The following is a 19,757-nucleotide window of genomic DNA, read 5'->3' on the forward strand; positions in this document are numbered from 1 at the left end:
GTGTTCGCGGGATTTGCCCTTGAGACCGTCGACGTCGGGCCGGGCCAGCTGCGGGTCCGCCACGGCGGATCGGGGCCGGCCCTTCTTCTCCTGCACGGCCATCCCCGCACGCATATGACCTGGGGCAAGGTGGCGGACCTGCTGTCGCCTGATTACACCGTCGTCTGCCCCGATCTTCCCGGCTTCGGCCGCTCCTATCAGCCGGCCGATGCTCCTGGCAGCGTCAACTCCGCCAAGCGCGCCAAGGCGCACGCGCTTGTCGAACTGATGCGGCAATTGGGGCACGAAAGCTTCTTCGTGGTCGGCCATGACCGTGGCAGCCTGACGGCGTTCCGCATGGCGATGGATCATCCCGCTCGCGTGCGCAAGCTCGTCATCGCCGACGGCATCCCCGTTATCGAGCATCTCGAACGCGCCGACTGGACCTTTGCCAGAGACTGGTACCACTGGTTCTTCTTCGCCCAACCGGAAAAACCGGAACGCGCAATCTGCGCCGACCCTTTGGCATGGTACGACACGCTGTCGCCCAGGCTGATGGGGAGGGAGGCCTACGACGATCTGCTCGACGTCATCCATGATCCTGATGTCGTACACGGAATGATCGAGGATTATCGCGCCGGCCTCAGCATCGACCATCTCCACGACCGCGAGGATCGCGATTCCGGCCGGAAAGTGGCGTGCCCCACGTTATGCCTCTGGTCGCTGAGGGACGATCTCGAACAGATCTACGGCGACCCTGTCGCCATCTGGCGGAATTGGGCGGATGACGTCAGGGGATTCGGCATCGAGAGCGGCCACCACGTGGCCGAGGAGAACCCCTCTGCACTCTCCCAGGCGATCCGGACGTTTCTTCAAGCCCGTTGATATGTCCGCTCCGCATGTTGGTTGGCTTTGTCTGCCCCTCTCGTTTACGGCTCTGCAAAAATCCTTATTGCAATTCACTCGCAATTGCAGAATAGATAGAAACGAGGCCGAACGGTAATAATTGCAAATGCGTCGCATTTTCATCGGCAAACCTGTTGCCGGCGGTCGCTGCGCGCGCCGAACGTCTGATGAGGCAAAGGAAGGGAATATTCATGCTGAGTGACATGAAACGCAAAGTCATAAGCGGGCTGGTGGCCGTTGCCGCGCTCGGCCTGATGGCTGGCGGTGCCGCCGCGCAGGAGAAGTTCAAAGCGGTGACCACCTTCACCGTCATTGCCGACATGGCAAAGAATGTTGCCGGTAACGCGGCGATCGTGGAATCGATTACCAAGCCCGGAGCCGAGATCCACGAATATCAGCCGACGCCGGGCGATATCCAGCGGGCCCAGGGCGCCCAGATCCTGCTGTCGAACGGGCTCAACCTCGAACTGTGGTTCCAGAAATTCTACCGGAACCTGAAAAATGTTCCCGATGTCGTGGTCTCCACAGGCGTCGAGCCGATGGGCATCAGCGAAGGACCCTATAGCGGCAAACCCAATCCGCATGCCTGGATGTCGCCGAAGAACGCGATCATTTATGTCGACAACATCCGCGATGCCTTCGTCACATACGACCCGAAGAATGCAGAGATCTACACGGCCAATGCAGAGGCCTACAAGAAGGAGATCGAGGCGACCATCGCGCCGATCCGCGAGAAGCTGAATACCATTCCCGAGGACAAGCGCTGGCTGGTATCGAGCGAAGGGGCCTTCTCTTATCTCGCCCGCGACTTCGGCTTGAAGGAGCTCTATCTCTGGCCGATCAATGCCGATCAGCAGGGCACGCCGCAGCAGGTCCGCAAAGTCGTCGATGCCGTCAGGGCCAACAAGATCCCTGCCGTATTCAGCGAGAGCACGGTGTCGGACAAGCCGGCCCGCCAGGTCGCCCGTGAAACCGGTGCCCGGTATGGCGGCGTGCTTTATGTCGACTCCTTGAGCGAGGCCGACGGCCCCACCCCGACCTATGTCGATCTGCTGCGCGTCACCTCCGACACTGTCGTCAAGGGCCTTGCCGAAGGCCTGTCGCAATGAACGCGATCGTCTCGCCTGTTCCCCCCGCATCTTCGGATGCGGGGGCCGGCATCTCGGTCAGGGATGCCACGGTCACCTATCGCAACGGCCACACGGCATTGCGCGACGCCAGCTTCCAGACACCCACCGGCACCATCACCGCGCTCGTCGGCGTCAACGGTTCAGGCAAGTCGACGCTGTTCAAGGCGATCATGGGCTTCGTGCGCCTCGCCAGAGGCGAGATTTCGGTGCTCGGCATGCCGGTCGCACAAGCGCTGCGGAAAAATCTCGTCGCCTACGTGCCGCAATCGGAAGAGGTCGACTGGAACTTTCCGGTGCTGGTCGAGGACGTCGTCATGATGGGGCGCTACGGCCACATGGGGATGATGCGCATTCCGAAAGCAGCAGACCACGACGCCGTGTCCAAGGCGCTCGCCCGCGTCAAAATGAGCGAATTCCGCAAGCGCCAGATCGGCGAGCTTTCCGGCGGCCAGAAGAAGCGCGTCTTCCTCGCCCGCGCATTGGCACAGGACGGCCGCGTCATCCTGCTCGACGAACCCTTCACCGGCGTCGACGTCAAGACCGAAGAGGCGATCGTCAAGCTGCTCCGTTCGCTGCGCGACGAAGGGCGGGTGATGCTGGTGTCGACGCACAATCTCGGCAGCGTGCCGGAATTCTGCGACCGCACGGTGCTGATCAAAGGCACGGTATTGGCTTACGGACCGACAGATGAGACCTTTACCCAGGAAAACCTCGAGAGAACCTTCGGCGGCGTGCTTCGCCATCTCATATTGAATGGGGCCGGCGGCAAGCCATATCCCGTCGGTATCCTCACCGACGACGAGAGACCTCTGATCCTGCGGGAGGGCAAGCTGCTCGCGCCTGTCTCTGCGAACGGAAGCGGAGAGCAAGGCTGATGGCCGCCTTTCTCGAACCTTTCACCTATGACTACATGCTGAACGCCATGTGGGTATCGGCTCTTGTCGGCGGCGTCTGCGCCTTCCTCTCCTGTTATCTCATGCTCAAGGGCTGGTCACTGATCGGCGACGCACTTTCGCATTCCATCGTGCCGGGTGTCGCCGGCGCCTACATGATCGGGCTGCCCTTCTCGATCGGTGCATTCTTCTCCGGCGGCCTTGCCGCCGCCGCGATGCTCTTCCTCAACCAGCGCACCAAGCTGAAGGAAGACGCCATCATCGGCCTGATCTTCTCCTCCTTCTTCGGGCTCGGCCTGTTTATGGTATCGCTCCGACCGATTGCGGTGAACATCCAGACCATCGTGCTCGGCAACATCCTTGCGATTACGCCCGAGGACACGCTCCAGCTTGCCATCATCGGCTTCGTTTCGCTCGCCATCCTGCTGGTGAAATGGAAAGATCTGATGGTCGTCTTCTTCGACGAGACTCACGCCCGTTCGATCGGGCTCAATCCGACGCGGCTCAAGATCATGTTTTTCACGCTGCTGTCCGCTTCCACGGTCGCCGCACTCCAGACCGTCGGCGCTTTTCTGGTCATCTGCATGGTGGTGACGCCGGGTGCGACGGCTTACCTGCTGACGGATCGTTTCCCGCGGCTGCTCGTCATCGCCGTAGCGATCGGGGCCGCGACCAGCTTCATCGGCGCCTATGTGAGCTATTTCCTCGACGGCGCGACCGGCGGCATCATCATCGTCCTCCAGACGCTGATCTTCCTGGCCGCCTTCTTCCTGGCGCCCAAGCACGGAATGCTGGCGAGCCGGCGCAGGGCCGCTCAAGCGCTGGAGACATCTCCATGAACGATCTCCCCGCCCTGCTGGTGCCATTCCAGTTCGAGTTCATGATCAACGCCCTGATCATCTCGGTGCTGATCGCCATCCCCGCAGCGCTGCTCTCCTGCTTCCTCGTGCTCAAGGGCTGGGCGCTGATGGGAGACGCCATGAGCCATGCCGTCTTCCCGGGCGTGGTCATCGCCTATATCGTCGGCTTCCCCTTAGCGGTCGGCGCCTTCGCGGCCGGGATGGCCTGCGCGCTTGCCACCGGCTTCCTGAAGGAGAACAGCCGCATCAAACAGGACACGGTGATGGGCATCGTATTTTCGGGCATGTTCGGGTTCGGCCTAGTTCTCTATGTGAAGATCCAATCCGAGGTACATCTCGATCACATCCTCTTCGGCGACATGCTCGGCATCGGCTTTCCCGACATTGTGGAGACGGGCACCGTTGCGGCACTGGCGGCCACCATCATCGCCGTCAAGTGGCGTGACCTGCTGCTGCACGCCTTCGATCCGGCGCAGGCAAGGGCGGTCGGGCTGAGGGTGAATTTGCTTCACTACGGCCTGCTCTGCCTGCTTTCATTGACGATCGTGGCAGCGCTGCGGTCGGTCGGCATCATTCTCGCCATCTCGCTGCTGATCGCACCAGGTTCCATCGCCTATCTGCTGACGCGCCGCTTCAGTACGATGCTCGCTCTGTCGGTCGCAATCGCGGTGATCACGGCTTTTGCCGGCGTCTATCTCTCCTTCTTTATCGACAGCGCGCCGGCCCCGACCATCGTGCTTCTGTTCGCGATCGCCTTCATTGGCGCCTTTGTCCATGCCACACGCAGGGCCGCCCGCATGGAAACCGGAGAAGCAAGCTGAGGAGCCACTGTCGAGGCACGACTGCCTGTCGATTTTTGCGATAAGTTGATTTATTCAGTCTTGTTTTCCGGCCGCTCCTGAGGCTATACCCCGGCCGCATATATTCACGCACCGGGGATTTCTTCGTGACCGACCTCAAATCGCTTCTGGCCGCCTGCGGCCTCTCCGCCCTGATCGGCCTTGCCGCAACTCCCACGCTGGCGGGTTCGACGGCCTACCCGCTGACGCTCGAAAATTGCGGCGCCGAGGTGACCTTCAAGAAGGCGCCGGAGCGGGCGATCGGTCTCGGCCAGAACAGCGCCGAGATCCTGCTGCTGCTGGGCCTTGAGGGCAAGATGGTCGGCACCGCCTTCTGGCCGAGCAAGGTGCTGCCGCAGCTCGCCGAAGCCAATGCCAAGGTCAAGCTTCTCACCGTCGAGATGCCGACCTTCGAATCGATCCTCGCCGAAAATCCCGATTTCGTCGCCGCCGCGCTGCCGAGCCTGGTCGGGCCGAACAGCAAGGTCGCCAAACGCAAAGACTTCGACAAGGTCGGCGTGGCGAGCTACCTTTCGCCCAGCACCTGCCTCAGCACCAAGGACGTCAAGGACCAATACGGCAGCCGCGCCGAGCTGTGGAACATGGATCTTCTCTACAGGGAGATCGACGAACTTTCGCAAATCTTCGACGTCGCCGATCGCGGCCAGGCGCTCATCGCCGACTTCAAGGCGCGCGAAGCCAAGCTTCGCGGAAGCGTTTCCAAGGATGGCAAGAACCTCTCCTACGTCTTCTGGTTCTCCAGCCCCAGCCCTTCGGCCGATGCCTATGTCGGCGGCAAGAACAGCGCCTCCGGGTTCATCGCCGACCTGCTCGGCGGACACAATGCGATATCAGCGGACGCGGAATGGCCGACCATCGGCTGGGAAGGCATCATCGCCGCCAATCCCGACGTTATCGTCGTCGCCAGCCTCGACCGCAACCGCTGGGAGCTCGATAAGCCTGAGGCCAAGATCAACTTCCTGAACACCGATCCGGCCGTCAGCCAGACTCCGGCCGTCAAGAACAAGGCGCTCGTCGTCATGGACGGCCAGGCGATGAACCCGACCATCCGCACGATCTACGGCGCCGAGCAGGTGGCTGAGCAGCTGAAGGCTCTCGGTCTTTTGAAGTGACGGACGCAGGCCGTCTCTTCCGGCAGTTGGGAGCGGTCACCGCGCTGCTGCTCGCCTCCCTCTGCCTCATCGCTGTCGCTATCGGCATCAGCGTCGGGATCGGCGACTTGCCGATTCCGCTTGCGACCACGTTTTCGGCCGTCACCAGTCGGCTCGGATGGACCGCGGTCGAGCTGAACCGCATCCATGAGACGGTGATCTGGGATTATCGCCTGAGCCGCGCGCTCGTCGCCGCTTTCTGCGGCGCGGGACTGGCGCTGTCGGGCGCCGTCATGCAGTCGCTGCTGCGCAACCCGCTGGCCGAGCCCTATGTGCTCGGCATCTCCGCCGGCGCCTCCACGGGCGCCGTGGCAATCGTCATCCTGGGGCTCGGCGCGGGCGCGGTGTCGCTGTCGGCGGGGGCCTTTGCCGGCGCCTTCGCCGCCTTTTTCTTCGTGGCGCTGCTCTCGAACGGCACCCGCGGCGGCGCCGACCGCACCATCCTTGCCGGCGTCGCCGCCTCGCAACTTTTCAACGCCTCGACCTCCTATATCGTCACCACCTCGGCCAATGCCCAGCAGGCCCGCGACGTCATGTTCTGGCTGCTCGGCAGTTTCAGCGGCGTGCGCTGGCCGGAATTCGCGCTGGTCTCGATCATCGTCGGTCTCGGCCTTGCCGCCTGTCTGTTTTACGCCCGCGTACTCGACGCCTTCGCTTTCGGCGACGAGGCGGCATCCTCGCTCGGCGTCAATGTCGGCCGCGCCCGCATGGTGCTCTTCGCGCTGACGGCGATGATGACGGCGACGATCGTCAGCATGGTCGGTTCGATCGGCTTCGTCGGCCTCGTCGTGCCGCATGTCGCGCGCTTCGTCGTCGGGCCGCTGCATATCCGCCTGCTGCCGGCCTGCGCCATTGCGGGAGCAATCTTCATGGTGCTCGCCGATATCGCCGCCCGCGCCCTCATTCCCGGCCAGATCCTGCCGATCGGCGTCGTCACGGCGCTGGTCGGCGTTCCCTTCTTCTCGATCATCCTCTACCGGTTCCAGCGCGCGTCATGAGCATCAAGGCCGACAACCTCACCTGGAAAATTGGCAGGAAGACCATCCTGGACGGCGTTTCCCTGGAGGCGCAGCCGGGCCGGATGCTCGGCCTTCTCGGACCGAACGGCTCCGGCAAGACCTCGCTGCTGCGGCTTCTCGCCGGCCTGAAGCGGCCGCATTCCGGCCGCGTTATGCTCGACCGGAGCGATATCGGCAAGATCAGCCGCCGCTCGATTGCCCGGCGCATCGCCTTCGTCGAGCAGCATGCGACGACCAATGCCAATCTGAAGGTTGTCGACGTCGTCAAGCTCGGCCGTTTCCCGCACCGGTCGATCTTCTCGGGCTGGACGAAGGCTGACGAAGAGGCGGTCGAGGCAGCACTCACGCGCGCCGGCATGGCGCAGAAGCGCGACGATCGCTGGCAGAGCCTGTCGGGCGGCGAAAAACAGCGCACCCATATCGCCAGGGCGCTTGCCCAATCGCCGCAGGAGCTGATCCTCGACGAGCCGACAAACCATCTCGACATCCAGCATCAGATCGGCCTGATGCGGCTCGTCTCCGGCCTGCCGATCACCAGCATCGTCGCCCTGCATGATCTCAACCATGCCGCCATGTTCTGCGACGAACTGATCATCATGCAGCAGGGCAGGATCGTCGCCTCGGGCGCACCTGAAGACGTGCTGAGCGAAAAGCTTCTGCGCGAGGTCTTTTTCATCGAGGCGCGCGTCGAAAGCTCCCCCTATCATTCACGCCCGCATATCCACTATCTCAAATGAGAGTGGCTGGAGACGCTCTCACGTAACGATCTGCAGCGGCAAGGCAGTCGTCTTTTTGATCGTCTTCAGGACGATACTCGACTTGACCGAGGCCAGATTGTCGGTGACCCGGATCATTCTTTCGAGAAACTGGCTAAGATGGTCGAGGTCACGCGTCATCACCTTCATCAGGAAATCGGCGTCGCCCGTCTGCGAATAGCATTCCAGAATCTCAGGCGCAGTTTCGATGAAGCGATGAAGCCGCTCGTTGCCGCTCTCCGTATGCGCGCGCAAGCTGACAAGCGTATGAGCGACGACGGCAAAACCCAGTTTTACCGGATTGAGAATGGCGACGACGCTCTGGATGTACTCCTCATTGCGCAGCCTTTCCAAACGGCGTGCGCATTGGGTCGCGGAGAGATTGACCTTCTGCGACAACTCACCCTGTGTCACCTCGCTGTTTTGCTGGAGGGCGGCGAGCAATTTGATATCGAACTGGTCAAGCATGGCCCACCCCACAGAGAAGGAGAATTTCCGCATAGAATAACCGAATGACGCCGAATGTCTGCATCGATGCGCCGCGATAGGCAGCTAATCGCAGAAATTCGCCGCAAGAGTTCAGTTAGTCTCCGCATAAATCCTGGAAACGGAGGTGGACTTGTGTTTGAGAAACTGAATAATCGGCCAGCCGACAGCCTGCTTGCCCTCATCAAGGCCTTTCAGGCTGACGAGCGCTCCGGAAAGATCGACCTCGGCGTCGGCGTTTATCGCGACGCCATGGGCCGCACCCCGGTGATGCGCGCCGTCAAGGCGGCGGAGCAGTCTCTTCTCGATACCCAGGACAGCAAGAAATATCTCGGCCCGGAAGGCGATCTGCAATTCGTCCGCCTGCTGCAGCCCATCATTTTCGGCACATCGCCGACATTCGGTCACCGCCTTGTCGGCATTCAGACGCCGGGCGGCAGCGGCGCGCTGCGTCTCGGCGCCGAGCTCATCCAGACGGCCAATCCCTCCGCAAAGGTTCTGTTGGGAACGCCGAGCTGGCCGAACCACGCGCCGATCTTTGCCTCGGCGCGCCTGGCCGTAAAGGACTACGCCTTCGTCGACCTGGCGTTGCAGCAGGTCAAATTCGACAGTGTCGTAGACGTCTTGTCTTCCGCTGGGGAAGGCGACGTCGTTCTCCTCCACGGGTGCTGCCACAATCCCACCGGCATCGATTTCACCATGGAGCAGTGGCTAGAAATTACCGAGTTGCTCGTTGCGCGCAGGCTGGTGCCGTTCATCGATCTTGCCTATCAGGGGCTCGGTGACGGCCTCGAGCAGGACGCCGCACCGACCCGGATGATCCTCGATGCGGTCGACGAGGCGCTGATCGCCTATTCCTGCGACAAGAATTTCGGTCTCTATCGCGAGCGTGTCGGCGCGCTCTACGTCATGACCCGCAATGTCGACGACATTGGCAAGGCCGAGAGCAATATGGCCGCGCTTGCCCGCGTGAATTGGTCGATGCCGCCCGATCATGGCGCCGCAATCGTCAGGACCATCCTCGAAAGCCCCGAAATGTCGGCCATGTGGCGCGCCGAGCTCGAAGAAATGTGCGAACGTGTCAACGGCAACCGCGCCGCGCTCGCCGCCGCAGCCCCCGATCTGGCCTTTATCAGCCGGCAGCGCGGTCTGTTCTCCAATCTCTCCATGTCGAAAGAAAAGGCGGTGGCGCTGCGCGCCAGGCACGGCATCTACATGGCCGATTCCGGCCGGATGAACCTCGCGGGCATGCAGCCGGCCGATGCCGGCGCCATCGTCGCCGCACTTCGCGCTGAAGGTTGTTTGAAATGAGCAAGAAGGAAACAACCGGCCAGGCAATCACCCGTTCGCTCATCGCCCATGGGATCGACACGGTGTTCGGCATCCCGGGCGCCCACATGTATGATTTCAACGATGCCCTTTACGGCGCCCGCGACAAAGTTCGCTTCGTTCACACAAGGCACGAACAGGGCGCCGGATATATGGCCTACGGCTACGCCAAATCCACCGGCCGGATCGGCGCTTATACCGTTGTCCCCGGCCCCGGTGTGCTCAATTCCGGCGCGGCTCTTTGCACCGCCTACGGCGCCAATGCGCCGGTGCTGTGCGTCACCGGCAACATCATGTCCCATTTGATCGGCCGGGGCAGAGGACAGCTGCACGAATTGCCCGATCAGCTCGCGACGATGCGCGGGCTTACCAAGACCGCGGAACGCATCAATCATCCGTCCGAGGCTGGCCCCGTGATGGCCGAGGTCGTCAGTAAAATGCTGTCCGGCCGCCAGGGTCCGGGAGCGGTCGAAGCCCCATGGGACGTGTTTGGCCAATCCGGCCCCGAAGTCGACATTCCCGTCGGCACGAAAGCCCCTCACCCAACCGTCAACTCCGATCAGATCGCTGCCGCGGCGACGCTGATATCGGGTGCCAGAAACCCGATGATCATGGTTGGCGGCGGTGCGGCGGATGCCGGCGCCGAGATCGCCGCTCTTGCGGAACTGCTGCAGTCGCCCGTCACCTCGCATCGATCCGGCAAGGGCGTCGTCGCCGACGACCACCCGAACTATCTGAATTTCGTCGCCGCCTATGAATACTGGAAAAACACCGATGTTCTGATCGGCATCGGCAGCCGGCTCGAATTGCAGTTCATGCGATGGAAGTGGCTTCCCAAGGATCTCAAGCTCATCCGCATCGATATTGATCCGACCGAGATGGTCCGCCTCAAGCCTGATGTCGGCATCGTCGCCGATGCCAAGACCGGAACCCGGGCGCTGCTCGATGCGCTGGCAGGCGCCAGCCGCGAGGACCGCACGCGCGAATTCGCCGAGGTCAACGAAGCGGCCAGATCTCGTTTCTCAGAAGTGCAGCCGCAGCTCGCCTATCTCGATGCCATTCGCCAGGCTCTTCCAAGGGATGGCTTCTTCGTCGAGGAGGTCAGCCAGATGGGCTTTACCGCCCGCTTTGCCTTCCCGGTCTACGGCCCGCGTCAATACGTGACATGCGGTTATCAGGACAATCTGGGGTTTGGCTTCAACACAGCCCTGGGGGTAAAGGTCGCCAATCCCGACAAAGCCGTGATCTCCGTCTCAGGCGATGGCGGCTTCATGTTCGGCGTGCAGGAGCTTGCAACCGCCGTCCAGCACAAGATCAATGTCGTCGCTATCGTCTTCAACAATTCGGCCTATGGCAACGTCCTGCGCGACCAGAAGCAGGCATATGACGGCCGCTATCTCGGCTCGGACCTCACCAATCCTGATTTTGTCGCGCTCGGGAAAAGCTTCGGCGTCCGGTCATTCAAGGTGACGAGCCCCAGTGAACTGAGAGAGACGATCGAGAAAGCCCTTTCGCTCGATGAACCCGTGCTCATCGAGGTTCCGATCGAAAAAGCATCCGAGGCAAGCCCCTGGCCTTTCATTCATCCGGCGCCGCACGCCTGATGAATCCCATCAACGCGACGGTCCCTCGAGAAAGACCGTCGCCAGCGGCGGCACCGTCAGCGATAAGGAGAATGGCCGGCCATGGGCCGGCACTGGCTCACTCGACAGCGCGCCGTTGACCAGGCCGGAGCCGCCATATTCGCGTGCATCCGTCGTGATCCGCTCGATCCACACGCCATCATCAGGCACGCCGATCCTGTAGCCGTAACGCGGCACCGGCGTGAAATTCGATACGATGAGGACGGATGAAGAGCGGTCCCTGGCATAACGAAGCATGCCAAGAACGGAATTGACGGCGTCATCGGCAGCCGCCCATTCGAAGCCTTCAGGATGAAAATCGCCGAATTGCAACGCCGGCTCGTCGCTATAAAACGCATTCAGATCCTTCACCAGGCGCTGAATGCCGACATGCACCGGCCGGTCCAGCACATCCCAGCTCACCGAAGCGTCGTGGTTCCATTCGCCCGGCTGGGCCACCTCGCTTCCCATGAATAACAACTTCTTGCCGGGGTGGCCCCACATGAAAGCGAGGTAGCTGCGCAGATTGGCGAATTTCTGCCATTCGTCGCCCGGCATCTTCGTCAGCAGCGAGCCTTTCCCGTAGACCACCTCGTCATGGGAAATCGGCAGCATGAACCGCTCGGAATAGGCATAGATCATGCCGAAGGTCATCGTGCCGTGGTGATAGCTGCGGTAGACCGGATCCTTCTCGATATAACTGAGGCTGTCGTGCATCCAGCCCATGTTCCATTTGATGTCGAAACCGAGGCCGCCCTGCTCGGGCGGCTTGGTAACGCCGGGCCAGGCCGTCGATTCCTCGGCGATGGTCATGGCATGCGGGCAGCGCTCGTGGATGATGCTGTTCAGATGCTTGAAGAATTCCACCGCTTCCAGATTTTCGCGGCCGCCATATTGGTTGGGAACCCACTCGCCTTCGTTGCGGCTGTAGTCGCGGTAAAGCATCGAGGCCACGGCGTCGACGCGCAAGCCGTCGACATGGTAGCGCTCGAGCCATTCGAGCGCGCTGGCGATCAGGAAGCCTTTGACCTCGTTGCGGCCGAGATTGTAGATAAGTGTGTTCCAGTCCCGGTGAAAGCCTTCACGCGGGTCCTCGTGTTCGTAGAGCGCGCTGCCGTCGAAGCGGGCAAGACCCCAGACATCCGTCGGAAAATGGGCCGGCACCCAGTCGAGGATGACGCCGAGCCCGGCGCTATGGCAGCGATCGACGAAATAGGCGAAATCCTCCGGCGTGCCGTAGCGGCCGGTCGGGGCAAACAAGCCGAGCGGCTGATAGCCCCAGGAGCCGCCGAACGGATGCTCCATGATCGGCAGTAGTTCGATATGGGTGAATCCCATGTCGCTGGCATAGGGAACGAGCCGCTGGCTGAGCTCGACCCAGTCGAGATATCTGTTGCCGTCCCGCCCGTCGCGCAACCAGGAGCCGGCGTGCACCTCATAGACTGACATCGCGCCTTCCAGCCTTTCCTGGCGGGAGCGGTCCCTCATCCAGCCGTCGTCGCTCCATCGAAACGGCGTCGACGATGCAACGATCGAGGCGGTGGATGGGGCGGCTTCGCTCGCCCTCGCCACCGGATCGGCCTTTTGCGGCAGGCAGGTTCCCTCGGCGTCGACGATTTCGAACTTGTATCTTTCGCCGGGCGCCAGCCGGGGAATGAACAGCTCCCAGACGCCCGCCGACTGGCGCAGCCGCATCGGATTTCGCCGCCCATCCCAGGCATTGAAGTCGCCGACGACCGAGACTCGGCGGGCATTCGGCGCCCATACCGCGAAACGAACGCCCGCTATGCCGTCGATCGGCATCGCCACCGCGCCAAGCGTGCGGCTCAGACTGTAATGCGTGCCCTCCGATATTAAATGAAGGTCGAGCTCACCGAGCAGCAGGCCGAAACTATAGGGATCCTCGGTGATCTGCACCGCATCCGGCCATGTGATCTTCAGCCGGTATCCGGTCCTCAAACCGGTTGCCGCCGCAAACAGGCCGGCGGGATGGGCGATACTGAAGGGCGCCACTACCCGGCCGCTCGCTGCCTCGATCAAATCGACGGCTTCGGCGCCGGGCAAATAGACCCGCACAATCGTCATGCCGCCACTTTCGTGCGGGCCGAGGATCGAGAAAGGATCGCCGTGGCGTCCCTCGATCAGGGCCCAGAGTGCATCCTGTCCGATGCCGGCGAGAAGTTCCGTGCGCTCAACATTCATGCCTTGACTCCCGCCAGGCGCGATACGATTTCGGTGAGGCCGGAGAGCGGGATCGGAAGCCATTTCGGCCTGTTGCGGGCTTCATAGGCGATTTCATAAGCGGCCTTTTCGAGAAGAAAGGCATCGAGGACCCTCCGTCGTTGATCGGCTGGCATGTCAAGCGCCTTCGATGCCGAAACCGCCTGTGAATAGGCATCGAGGAACGCCTCTTCCGCCTGGTGTCCGAAGCGGGCGATGGCCTCGCGCCGGACTTCGTTCTCGTGTTCGATGACGGCATCGTTGTCGAGCTTGGCGGTGGCGACGAGATAACTCAGTGATCGCAAAAGCCCGGCGACATCGCGCAGCGGATTGGTCTTGGCGCGGCGCTCGCCCAGGTTTTTCGCAGGCTCGCCCTCGAAGTCGATGATGACGGCATCGCCCTCGCTGACGAGGATCTGGCCAAGATGGAAATCGCCATGTGTTCGCGTCATCAGCGTATGGCGTGTGGCCTCAGCCAGCGTCGCGCCGAGTTCGACGAGTTCGGAGCGGCGCTTGAGCAACGGGGCTGCGAGCAGGTCGATCACCGGATCGGCATTTTCCTCGCGTTCGGATAGTTTCGACATCGCATAGTCGACCTCGCCGGCAACCGCCTTCTTCATTGCCTCGACTTCGCTGTCGCCGGCAACGACCGGGCGGAAAGCTTCGTCCGCGGTCTCGCCGGCGAGCACGACATGCAGTTCGCCGAGCCGCAGGCCAACCATCGCGACAAAGCTGATCAGCGGCTGGAAGACGTCGTCGCCCGGCTGGACGGCTGGGTCGTTCAGCACGAGTTCGTCTGCCCCGCGGCGCAGATTGTTCAGCATCCAGTTCCAGGCATCGCCCTGATTGCGGATGGCGCCTTGGACGATAATCAATGTCGAGCGGCGTCCACTGGAGTCCGTATGCGCGACCTCGCCAAGCAGGGGCGCAGTGTGGTCATAGCCGGCGCGGGTCAGATAGCGCGTCATCTCGACCTCCGGATGAATACCGGGAAAGATGTGCCGGATCAGCTTGATCATCGCGAGCTCGCCGACGATCAGCGAACTGTTGGATTGCTCGGCCGAGAGCCAATGGACCGGAAGGTCGTCGGTGACCGCGAGACGATCGAGCCGCTCCGTGCCGAGAAATTCGAGCATGCCGGTGCGGCCGGTGATGCGGGAGCGGTCGCCAAGCCCGCGCAGGATGCCGCGCGCCATCGCCTCAGCGGCAAATCCGTCCGTCAGGAAGCCGACGCGCCTGCCCTGGCGGATCCGTCCGAGCGCGAGCTGCTGGGTCAGGACCGACGGTTGCGCGTCGTCCCAGGCAACCGCCAGCGGCAGCTGGTAGGATTCGCTATGGTTCGGCAGCACCGCCTCCAGTTCGCCGAGGACGATCCCGTCGGCAAACGGAATCGGCGTTGCGGAGATCAGACGCGCCGCCTGCAGCGGCTGGTCCTTTGCCCCGAACCACCGCCGCTTCGCCAGATAAGCAGGCAGAATTTCATTGCTGAGGACACGGGCAAGCTTGGGTTCATCGACAAGGTCGAGCAGGCCGCGACGGGTGACCATCGTCACCAGATCGGGAAGCTGCTCGGGCGGCGCGGTGCGCCATGCCGGCGGGTCGGCATCGGCCTCCAGCTGGAACCAGAAAAAGCCGTAGGGCGGCAGTGTCAGCAGATAGGTCAGTTGCCCGATCGGCGGAAAGGGCGACATGCCGGTCAATTCGATCGGAACGCGGCCCTCGAAGGCTGAGAGGTCGAGTTCGACGGCCTGGGGCAGCCGCGAGAGGTTGGCGACGCACATCAGGGTCTCGCCGTCATATTCCCTGAGATAGGCGAGGATCTTGCGGTTCTCCGGCGCGAGGAACCGCAGCGAACCACGGCCGAAGGCCGGATGCCGGCCGCGCAGCGCCAGCATCTTGCGCGTCCAGTTGAGCAGCGAATGCGCGTCCGTGCTCTGCGCCTCGACATTGACGGCCTCGAAACCGTAAAGCGGGTCGGCGACCGGCGGCAGGACGAGACGCGCCGGGTCGACCCTGGAGAAACCGCCATTGCGGTCCGGAGACCATTGCATCGGCGTCCGCACCCCATCCCGGTCGCCGAGATAGATATTGTCGCCCATGCCGATCTCGTCGCCGTAATAGATGACCGGCGTTCCCGGCATCGAGAGAAGCAGCGCATTCATCAGCTCGATCCGTCTGCGGTCGCGCTCCATCAACGGCGCCAGGCGCCGCCTGATACCGAGGTTGATGCGGGCGCGCTTGTCGGATGCATAAGTTTCCCAGAGATAGTCGCGCTCGGCGTCGGTCACCATTTCGAGTGTCAGCTCGTCGTGGTTGCGCAGAAAGATCGCCCATTGGCAATTCTCGGGAATTTCCGGCGTCTGCCGCAGGATATCGGTGATCGGGAAGCGGTCCTCCTTGGCAATCGCCATATACATGCGCGGCATTAGCGGGAAGTGGAAGGCCATGTGGCACTCATCGCCCTCGCCGAAATATTCGCGCGTGTCCTCCGGCCATTGATTGGCCTCGGCAAGCAGCATCACGCCGGGATGGGTGGCATCGAGAGCAGCGCGGATGCGCTTCAGGATTGCATGGGTTTCCGGCAGGTTCTCGTTGATCGTGCCCTCGCGCTCGACCAGATAGGGGATCGCGTCCAGACGGAAACCGTCGATGCCGGTTTCCAGCCAGAACCGCATCACCTTCAGCAGTTCCTCCATGACGAGCGGGCTGTCGAAATTCAGGTCGGGCTGATGGGAATAGAAGCGGTGCCAGTAGTAGGCGCCGGCCACCGCATCCCACGTCCAGTTGGATTTTTCCGTATCGATGAAAATGATGCGCGTTTCCGGAAATTTCTGATCGGTGTCCGACCAGACATAGAAGTCGCGCTCCGGCGATCCGGCCGGCGCCTGGCGGGCGCGCTGGAACCAGGGATGCTGATCGGAGGTATGATTGATGACGAGCTCGATGATGACACGGATATTGCGCTGGTGGGCGGCATCGACGAAGGCGCGGAAATCCTCCACCGTCCCGTAATCAGGGCTGACATTGCCGTAATCGGCAATGTCATAGCCATCGTCGCGGCGCGGCGAGGGAAAGAAAGGCAGCAGCCAGATGGCGTTGACGCCGAGGGCGGCGATATGATCGAGCTTGGCGTGCAGGCCGGCAAAGTCCCCGACGCCGTCGCCATTGGCGTCGTAGAACGACTTGATGTGCAGCTGGTAGATGATCGCATCCTTGTACCACAGCAGCGGCTGGTGCGAGCCATCGGCATTCATCGTGTCCATTCATGCCTCCCTTGAGCGAATACGCCAGATCGCATAGGGCAGAACGTGCGGATTGAGCCCGATGTTCTGCCATTTGCCGGTCCAGTTGAAACGATGCCCGCCGATCAGATCTTCGGCATCTAGCGTGCCGCCATCCCCGAGCGACCAATGCCAGAGCGGCAGCTCGACATCGCTTTGCTGGAAATTGTGAGGGTCGAGACTGATGGCGATCAGCAGGACGTTGTCACGCGCACGGCTTGCCTTTTCGAAGAACAGGATATTGTCATTGCGCGCGTTCAGCAGCGTCAGCCCTAGATGCGAATGCAGCGCGGTGTTTTCGGTCCGGATGCGGTTGAGCATGCTGATCTCGGCGATGATGTTGCCCGGCCGATCGTAGTCCCAGGCGCGGATCTCATATTTCTCGCTGTCGGCATATTCCTTGCGCTTGGCATCGGGTCGCCCTTCGCAAAGCTCGAAACCATTATAGACGCCCCACAGGCCCGAAAGGGTGGCGGCAAGGGCTGCGCGGATCAGGAAGGCGGGACGCGGCGCGTTCTGGAGGAAATCCGGATTGATATCATGGGTGTTGACGAAGAAATGCGGGCGGAAGAATTCCTTCGCCTCCGTCTCCGTCAGCTCGCGCATATATTGCTCGAGTTCCCATTTGGCATTGCGCCAGGTGAAATAGGTATAGGACTGGGAAAAGCCGATCTTCGCCAGCCGGTACATCACCTTCGGCTTGGTGAAGGCTTCCGACAGGAAGACCACATCGGGATGACGCGCCCGGATATCGCCGATCAGCCATTCCCAGAACGGAAAGGGCTTGGTATGCGGATTGTCGACGCGAAACAGCTTGACGCCCTGGTCGACCCAAAGCTGGACGATGTCTCTCAGCTCCACCCATAGTGAAGGCAGCGCGTCCTTGGTGTAGAAATCGACGTTGACGATGTCCTCGTATTTCTTCGGCGGGTTTTCCGCATATTTGATCGTGCCGTCCGGCCGCCAGTCGAACCAGCCGGGATGCTCCTTCAGCCAGGGGTGATCCGGTGATGCCTGGATGGCGAGGTCGAGGGCGATCTCCAGCCCATGCCGGCTTGCCGCCTCGACCAGACGCCGGAAATCCTCGAATTCGCCGAGCTCGGGATGGATGGCGTCGTGACCGCCCTCCTCGGAGCCGATCGCATAGGGACTTCCGGGATCGTCAGGCCCGGCTTTCAGGCTGTTGTTGCGGCCTTTCCGGTTGGTCGAACCGATCGGATGAATCGGCGGGAAATAGAGCACGTCGAAACCCATATCGCGGATGGCAGGCAATCTCGCGATCACGTCGTCGAACGTGCCGTGCCGGTCCGGATCGCCGCTCTGCGAGCGCGGGAAAATCTGGTACCAGCTGGCAAAGCCGGCGGCCTTGCGCTCCGCATCGACGGCGCTTGCCATGGAGCGAAGCCGGAACGGCCGCCTGTCGGCCTTGTTCATCAATTCCGATGTCTTGGGCTCGAGCAGGATCGCCGTGCGCTCGGCATCCGACGCCTGTTCGAGGCGGTCGACAAGAGCGTCCAAATCGGCGCCCAGCGCTGCAGGCGCCGCGACCTTTGCCGAACGGACGAGGTTCAGCCCTTCCTGCAGCTCGAGCTTCAGGTCCAGCCGGGCGTCGTTCTTCTTGGTCAGCTCGTAGCGAAAGATCGCAAACGGGTTTTTCCACGCCTCGACGGCGAACTCGTAACGTCCGGTGCGCTCCAGCAGGAAGTCGGCACGCCAGCGGTCGTTTTCGACCAGATGCATCTCCGTCTCGTTCCAGTCCGCCATGGCATCGAGCGGACGCCAGAGCAGGACGCTAGCGATCGGGTCGTGGCCGTCGGCGAATATGTCGGCCTCGACGGTTACGACGTCACCGACCACCCGCTTGACCGGGAAACGACCGTCATCGACGCGAGGCATGATGTTTTCGATGGCAAGCCTTGGCGATGCCGTCGCCTGCGCGATCTCCACAGCGGGCCTGGAGATGATCGGCGCCGGCGTCTTGCCTTCGATGACCCGCGCCTCCCCTGCCCGCAAACGCAGAGCCGCGCCGTCGGCGGCAGAGGGAAGAAAACCGAAGGCCGCTTCGCGAAGTGCGGTGACCGGCGCCGGTGCGCTTTTCCGAAGGTCCCTGTTCAGCAGGATGAACCGCACATTGTCAGCGCTCCGCAGATCCAGCACCTCGGACTGCAGAAGTGCCGAGACCGGTCCATTGGCGTTGCGGATCAGGCGCAGCGATGAGGCCGGCGCATTCTCGACCTTGCCGATTTCGGTATTCGCAAGGCGGATTTCGGAACAAAGATCGAAAGCGAGGTCGTGGCGCAGTCCCCGAAGACCCGACCTGTTTCCGTGCGTCGGATCGAGCGGCGTGGCCGCACCATATTCGAAACCCATCGGAACCATCAGGCCGCCGCCGAGCGAAGCGGCAAGGTGCAAGGCTCTGACGGCGCGCCGCTCGAGAATCTCGCGGCTCTCGGTTCCATGCGCGATGCGCCGCGCGAAAGGCGGCTCCGGAAATGCTACCTGCCAGCCTAGCGATTGCTGTACGCGATGCTCGTCGATGAACCATCTCTCGTCGAAATCCCACCAGGCCATCGACGAAAAACAACCGTCGAAACCTGTTCCCTTGATCCCGCCCCTCACCGCAAAATCGGTGCCGGGCGTCCAGGCGAAGAATTGCGCCTCGGTCTTTTCGCGCACCGCCGCAATCAGCGATTTGAAAAGTGTCGGTGCGACGCGATCGATCCCAAGCATCCGGTAGCCGGAGAGACCAAGACCGCTCAGCCGCTGCAGCCGTTCGGTCCATTCCGCCAACAGCTGCGATTGCCGTTCCGCCCCCATCGCCGTCAGCGGCTCCACCGGGTCCAGCGGCGAACGTCTCGGGTCGACAGGGCGAAAGCCCGCCTGGGCGTCGCGTGCCCTACCGTCGAGCATCAGGTCCATCATCAAGGCGACACCGCTCTTGCGGCCAGCCTCCGCCAGGCGCGCCACCCCATCCTCGACCGCGCTTGCGAGCGACAGTTCAGGATCGAGGCGGTCGAAATCCCGGGAAGCAAACACGCTGCGCTCCCCGCCCCGATCGAAGAGGGGTGCCGTCAGCACATGATCGAAACCGGTATCCGCCGCATGGTCGAAAACCTCGCGCCATGTATCGATGCCCTGGAGAAGGAGCGGATTGACATAATAGATCCGGGGTGGGGTGCTCAACACACCCCCGTTCGCAGAAAATGACATCGGCCGCCGCCTCGAGTTGCTTTTCAGGCAAACTACCTTTGGCGGTTGTTGTTCCA

Annotated in this window: 14 protein-coding genes; 10 read left to right on the forward strand and 4 right to left on the reverse strand. The window is 62.2% G+C overall.

Annotated features, from left to right (window positions below; translation table 11 throughout):
* The 8 genes from AMK05_RS31605 (at position 1) to AMK05_RS31640 (ending at position 7,535) form a co-directional block, all read left to right on the forward strand.
* The gene (locus AMK05_RS31605) at positions 1 to 864 is read left to right on the forward strand and encodes an alpha/beta fold hydrolase (RefSeq protein WP_064844306.1); all 864 of its coding nucleotides are present in this window, start codon (positions 1 to 3) and stop codon (positions 862 to 864) included.
* 212 nt (positions 865 to 1,076) lie between these two features.
* Positions 1,077 to 1,994 carry a metal ABC transporter substrate-binding protein gene (locus AMK05_RS31610; protein WP_064845002.1) on the forward strand — a complete coding sequence of 306 codons (918 nt, stop codon included), beginning with the start codon at positions 1,077 to 1,079 and terminating at the stop codon, positions 1,992 to 1,994.
* The gene (locus AMK05_RS31615) at positions 1,991 to 2,890 is read left to right on the forward strand and encodes a manganese/iron ABC transporter ATP-binding protein (protein ID WP_064844308.1); all 900 of its coding nucleotides are present in this window, start codon (positions 1,991 to 1,993) and stop codon (positions 2,888 to 2,890) included. The genes AMK05_RS31610 and AMK05_RS31615 overlap by 4 nt, the downstream gene beginning before the upstream one ends.
* A complete protein-coding gene (gene sitC / locus AMK05_RS31620) occupies positions 2,890 to 3,747 on the forward strand; it encodes an iron/manganese ABC transporter permease subunit SitC (protein ID WP_143535784.1) in 858 nt (285 codons plus the stop codon). The genes AMK05_RS31615 and sitC overlap by 1 nt, the downstream gene beginning before the upstream one ends.
* Entirely contained in the window at positions 3,744 to 4,589 is an 846-nt protein-coding gene (locus AMK05_RS31625; protein ID WP_064844312.1) for a metal ABC transporter permease, read from the forward strand. Before sitC ends, AMK05_RS31625 begins: the two co-directional genes overlap by 4 nt.
* Before the next feature lie 125 nt (positions 4,590 to 4,714).
* Entirely contained in the window at positions 4,715 to 5,740 is a 1,026-nt protein-coding gene (locus tag AMK05_RS31630; protein ID WP_064844314.1) for an ABC transporter substrate-binding protein, read from the forward strand.
* Complete coding sequence (locus AMK05_RS31635) at positions 5,737 to 6,777, forward strand: FecCD family ABC transporter permease (RefSeq protein ID WP_064844316.1); 1,041 nt, start codon at positions 5,737 to 5,739, stop codon at positions 6,775 to 6,777. The genes AMK05_RS31630 and AMK05_RS31635 overlap by 4 nt, the downstream gene beginning before the upstream one ends.
* Positions 6,774 to 7,535, forward strand: a complete 762-nt coding sequence (locus AMK05_RS31640; RefSeq protein WP_064844318.1) for an ABC transporter ATP-binding protein — start codon at positions 6,774 to 6,776, stop codon at positions 7,533 to 7,535. Before AMK05_RS31635 ends, AMK05_RS31640 begins: the two co-directional genes overlap by 4 nt.
* A gap of 18 nt (positions 7,536 to 7,553) precedes the next feature.
* Here AMK05_RS31640 and AMK05_RS31645 read toward each other — a convergent pair whose 3' ends face one another.
* The gene (locus tag AMK05_RS31645) at positions 7,554 to 8,021 is read right to left on the reverse strand and encodes an Lrp/AsnC family transcriptional regulator (protein ID WP_064844320.1); all 468 of its coding nucleotides are present in this window, start codon (positions 8,019 to 8,021) and stop codon (positions 7,554 to 7,556) included.
* Between the two features lie 153 nt (positions 8,022 to 8,174).
* On the opposite strand from AMK05_RS31645, the gene AMK05_RS31650 reads away from it, so the two are divergent.
* Together AMK05_RS31650 and AMK05_RS31655 are read left to right on the forward strand one after the other, a co-directional pair.
* On the forward strand, positions 8,175 to 9,350 hold the full coding sequence (locus AMK05_RS31650; RefSeq protein ID WP_064844321.1) for an amino acid aminotransferase: 1,176 nt from the start codon (positions 8,175 to 8,177) through the stop codon (positions 9,348 to 9,350).
* Complete coding sequence (locus tag AMK05_RS31655; protein ID WP_064844324.1) at positions 9,347 to 10,972, forward strand: thiamine pyrophosphate-dependent enzyme; 1,626 nt, start codon at positions 9,347 to 9,349, stop codon at positions 10,970 to 10,972. The genes AMK05_RS31650 and AMK05_RS31655 overlap by 4 nt, the downstream gene beginning before the upstream one ends.
* A 9-nt stretch (positions 10,973 to 10,981) precedes the next feature.
* Here AMK05_RS31655 and glgB read toward each other — a convergent pair whose 3' ends face one another.
* From glgB to AMK05_RS31670, 3 genes are read right to left on the reverse strand one after another with little or no spacing between them, the layout of a single operon-like run.
* Positions 10,982 to 13,192, reverse strand: a complete 2,211-nt coding sequence (gene glgB / locus AMK05_RS31660; RefSeq protein ID WP_064844326.1) for a 1,4-alpha-glucan branching protein GlgB — start codon at positions 13,190 to 13,192, stop codon at positions 10,982 to 10,984.
* Positions 13,189 to 16,473, reverse strand: a complete 3,285-nt coding sequence (treS, locus tag AMK05_RS31665; RefSeq protein ID WP_064844328.1) for a maltose alpha-D-glucosyltransferase — start codon at positions 16,471 to 16,473, stop codon at positions 13,189 to 13,191. The genes glgB and treS overlap by 4 nt, the downstream gene beginning before the upstream one ends.
* Positions 16,474 to 19,701 (reverse strand): alpha-1,4-glucan--maltose-1-phosphate maltosyltransferase, encoded by a 3,228-nt coding sequence (locus tag AMK05_RS31670; protein WP_064845004.1) that lies wholly within the window; start codon positions 19,699 to 19,701, stop codon positions 16,474 to 16,476. It lies immediately after the preceding gene.
* Positions 19,702 to 19,757 lie beyond the last annotated feature (56 nt).

This window comes from Rhizobium sp. N324, assembly GCF_001664485.1.
GTDB lineage: Bacteria > Pseudomonadota > Alphaproteobacteria > Rhizobiales > Rhizobiaceae > Rhizobium.

Excerpts from the sequence above, each read along its gene's own strand:
- AMK05_RS31610 (WP_064845002.1), top strand. The coding sequence starts at position 1,077 with ATGCTGAGTGACATGAAACGCAAAGTCATAAGCGGGCTGGTGGCCGTT.
- AMK05_RS31615 (WP_064844308.1), top strand. The coding sequence starts at position 1,991 with ATGAACGCGATCGTCTCGCCTGTTCCCCCCGCATCTTCGGATGCGGGG.
- sitC (WP_143535784.1), top strand. The coding sequence starts at position 2,890 with ATGGCCGCCTTTCTCGAACCTTTCACCTATGACTACATGCTGAACGCC.
- AMK05_RS31625 (WP_064844312.1), top strand. The coding sequence starts at position 3,744 with ATGAACGATCTCCCCGCCCTGCTGGTGCCATTCCAGTTCGAGTTCATG.
- AMK05_RS31640 (WP_064844318.1), top strand. The coding sequence starts at position 6,774 with ATGAGCATCAAGGCCGACAACCTCACCTGGAAAATTGGCAGGAAGACC.
- AMK05_RS31645 (WP_064844320.1), bottom strand. The coding sequence starts at position 8,021 with ATGCTTGACCAGTTCGATATCAAATTGCTCGCCGCCCTCCAGCAAAAC.
- AMK05_RS31655 (WP_064844324.1), top strand. The coding sequence starts at position 9,347 with ATGAGCAAGAAGGAAACAACCGGCCAGGCAATCACCCGTTCGCTCATC.
- glgB (WP_064844326.1), bottom strand. The coding sequence starts at position 13,192 with ATGAATGTTGAGCGCACGGAACTTCTCGCCGGCATCGGACAGGATGCA.
- treS (WP_064844328.1), bottom strand. The coding sequence starts at position 16,473 with ATGGACACGATGAATGCCGATGGCTCGCACCAGCCGCTGCTGTGGTAC.
- AMK05_RS31670 (WP_064845004.1), bottom strand. The coding sequence starts at position 19,701 with ATGTCATTTTCTGCGAACGGGGGTGTGTTGAGCACCCCACCCCGGATC.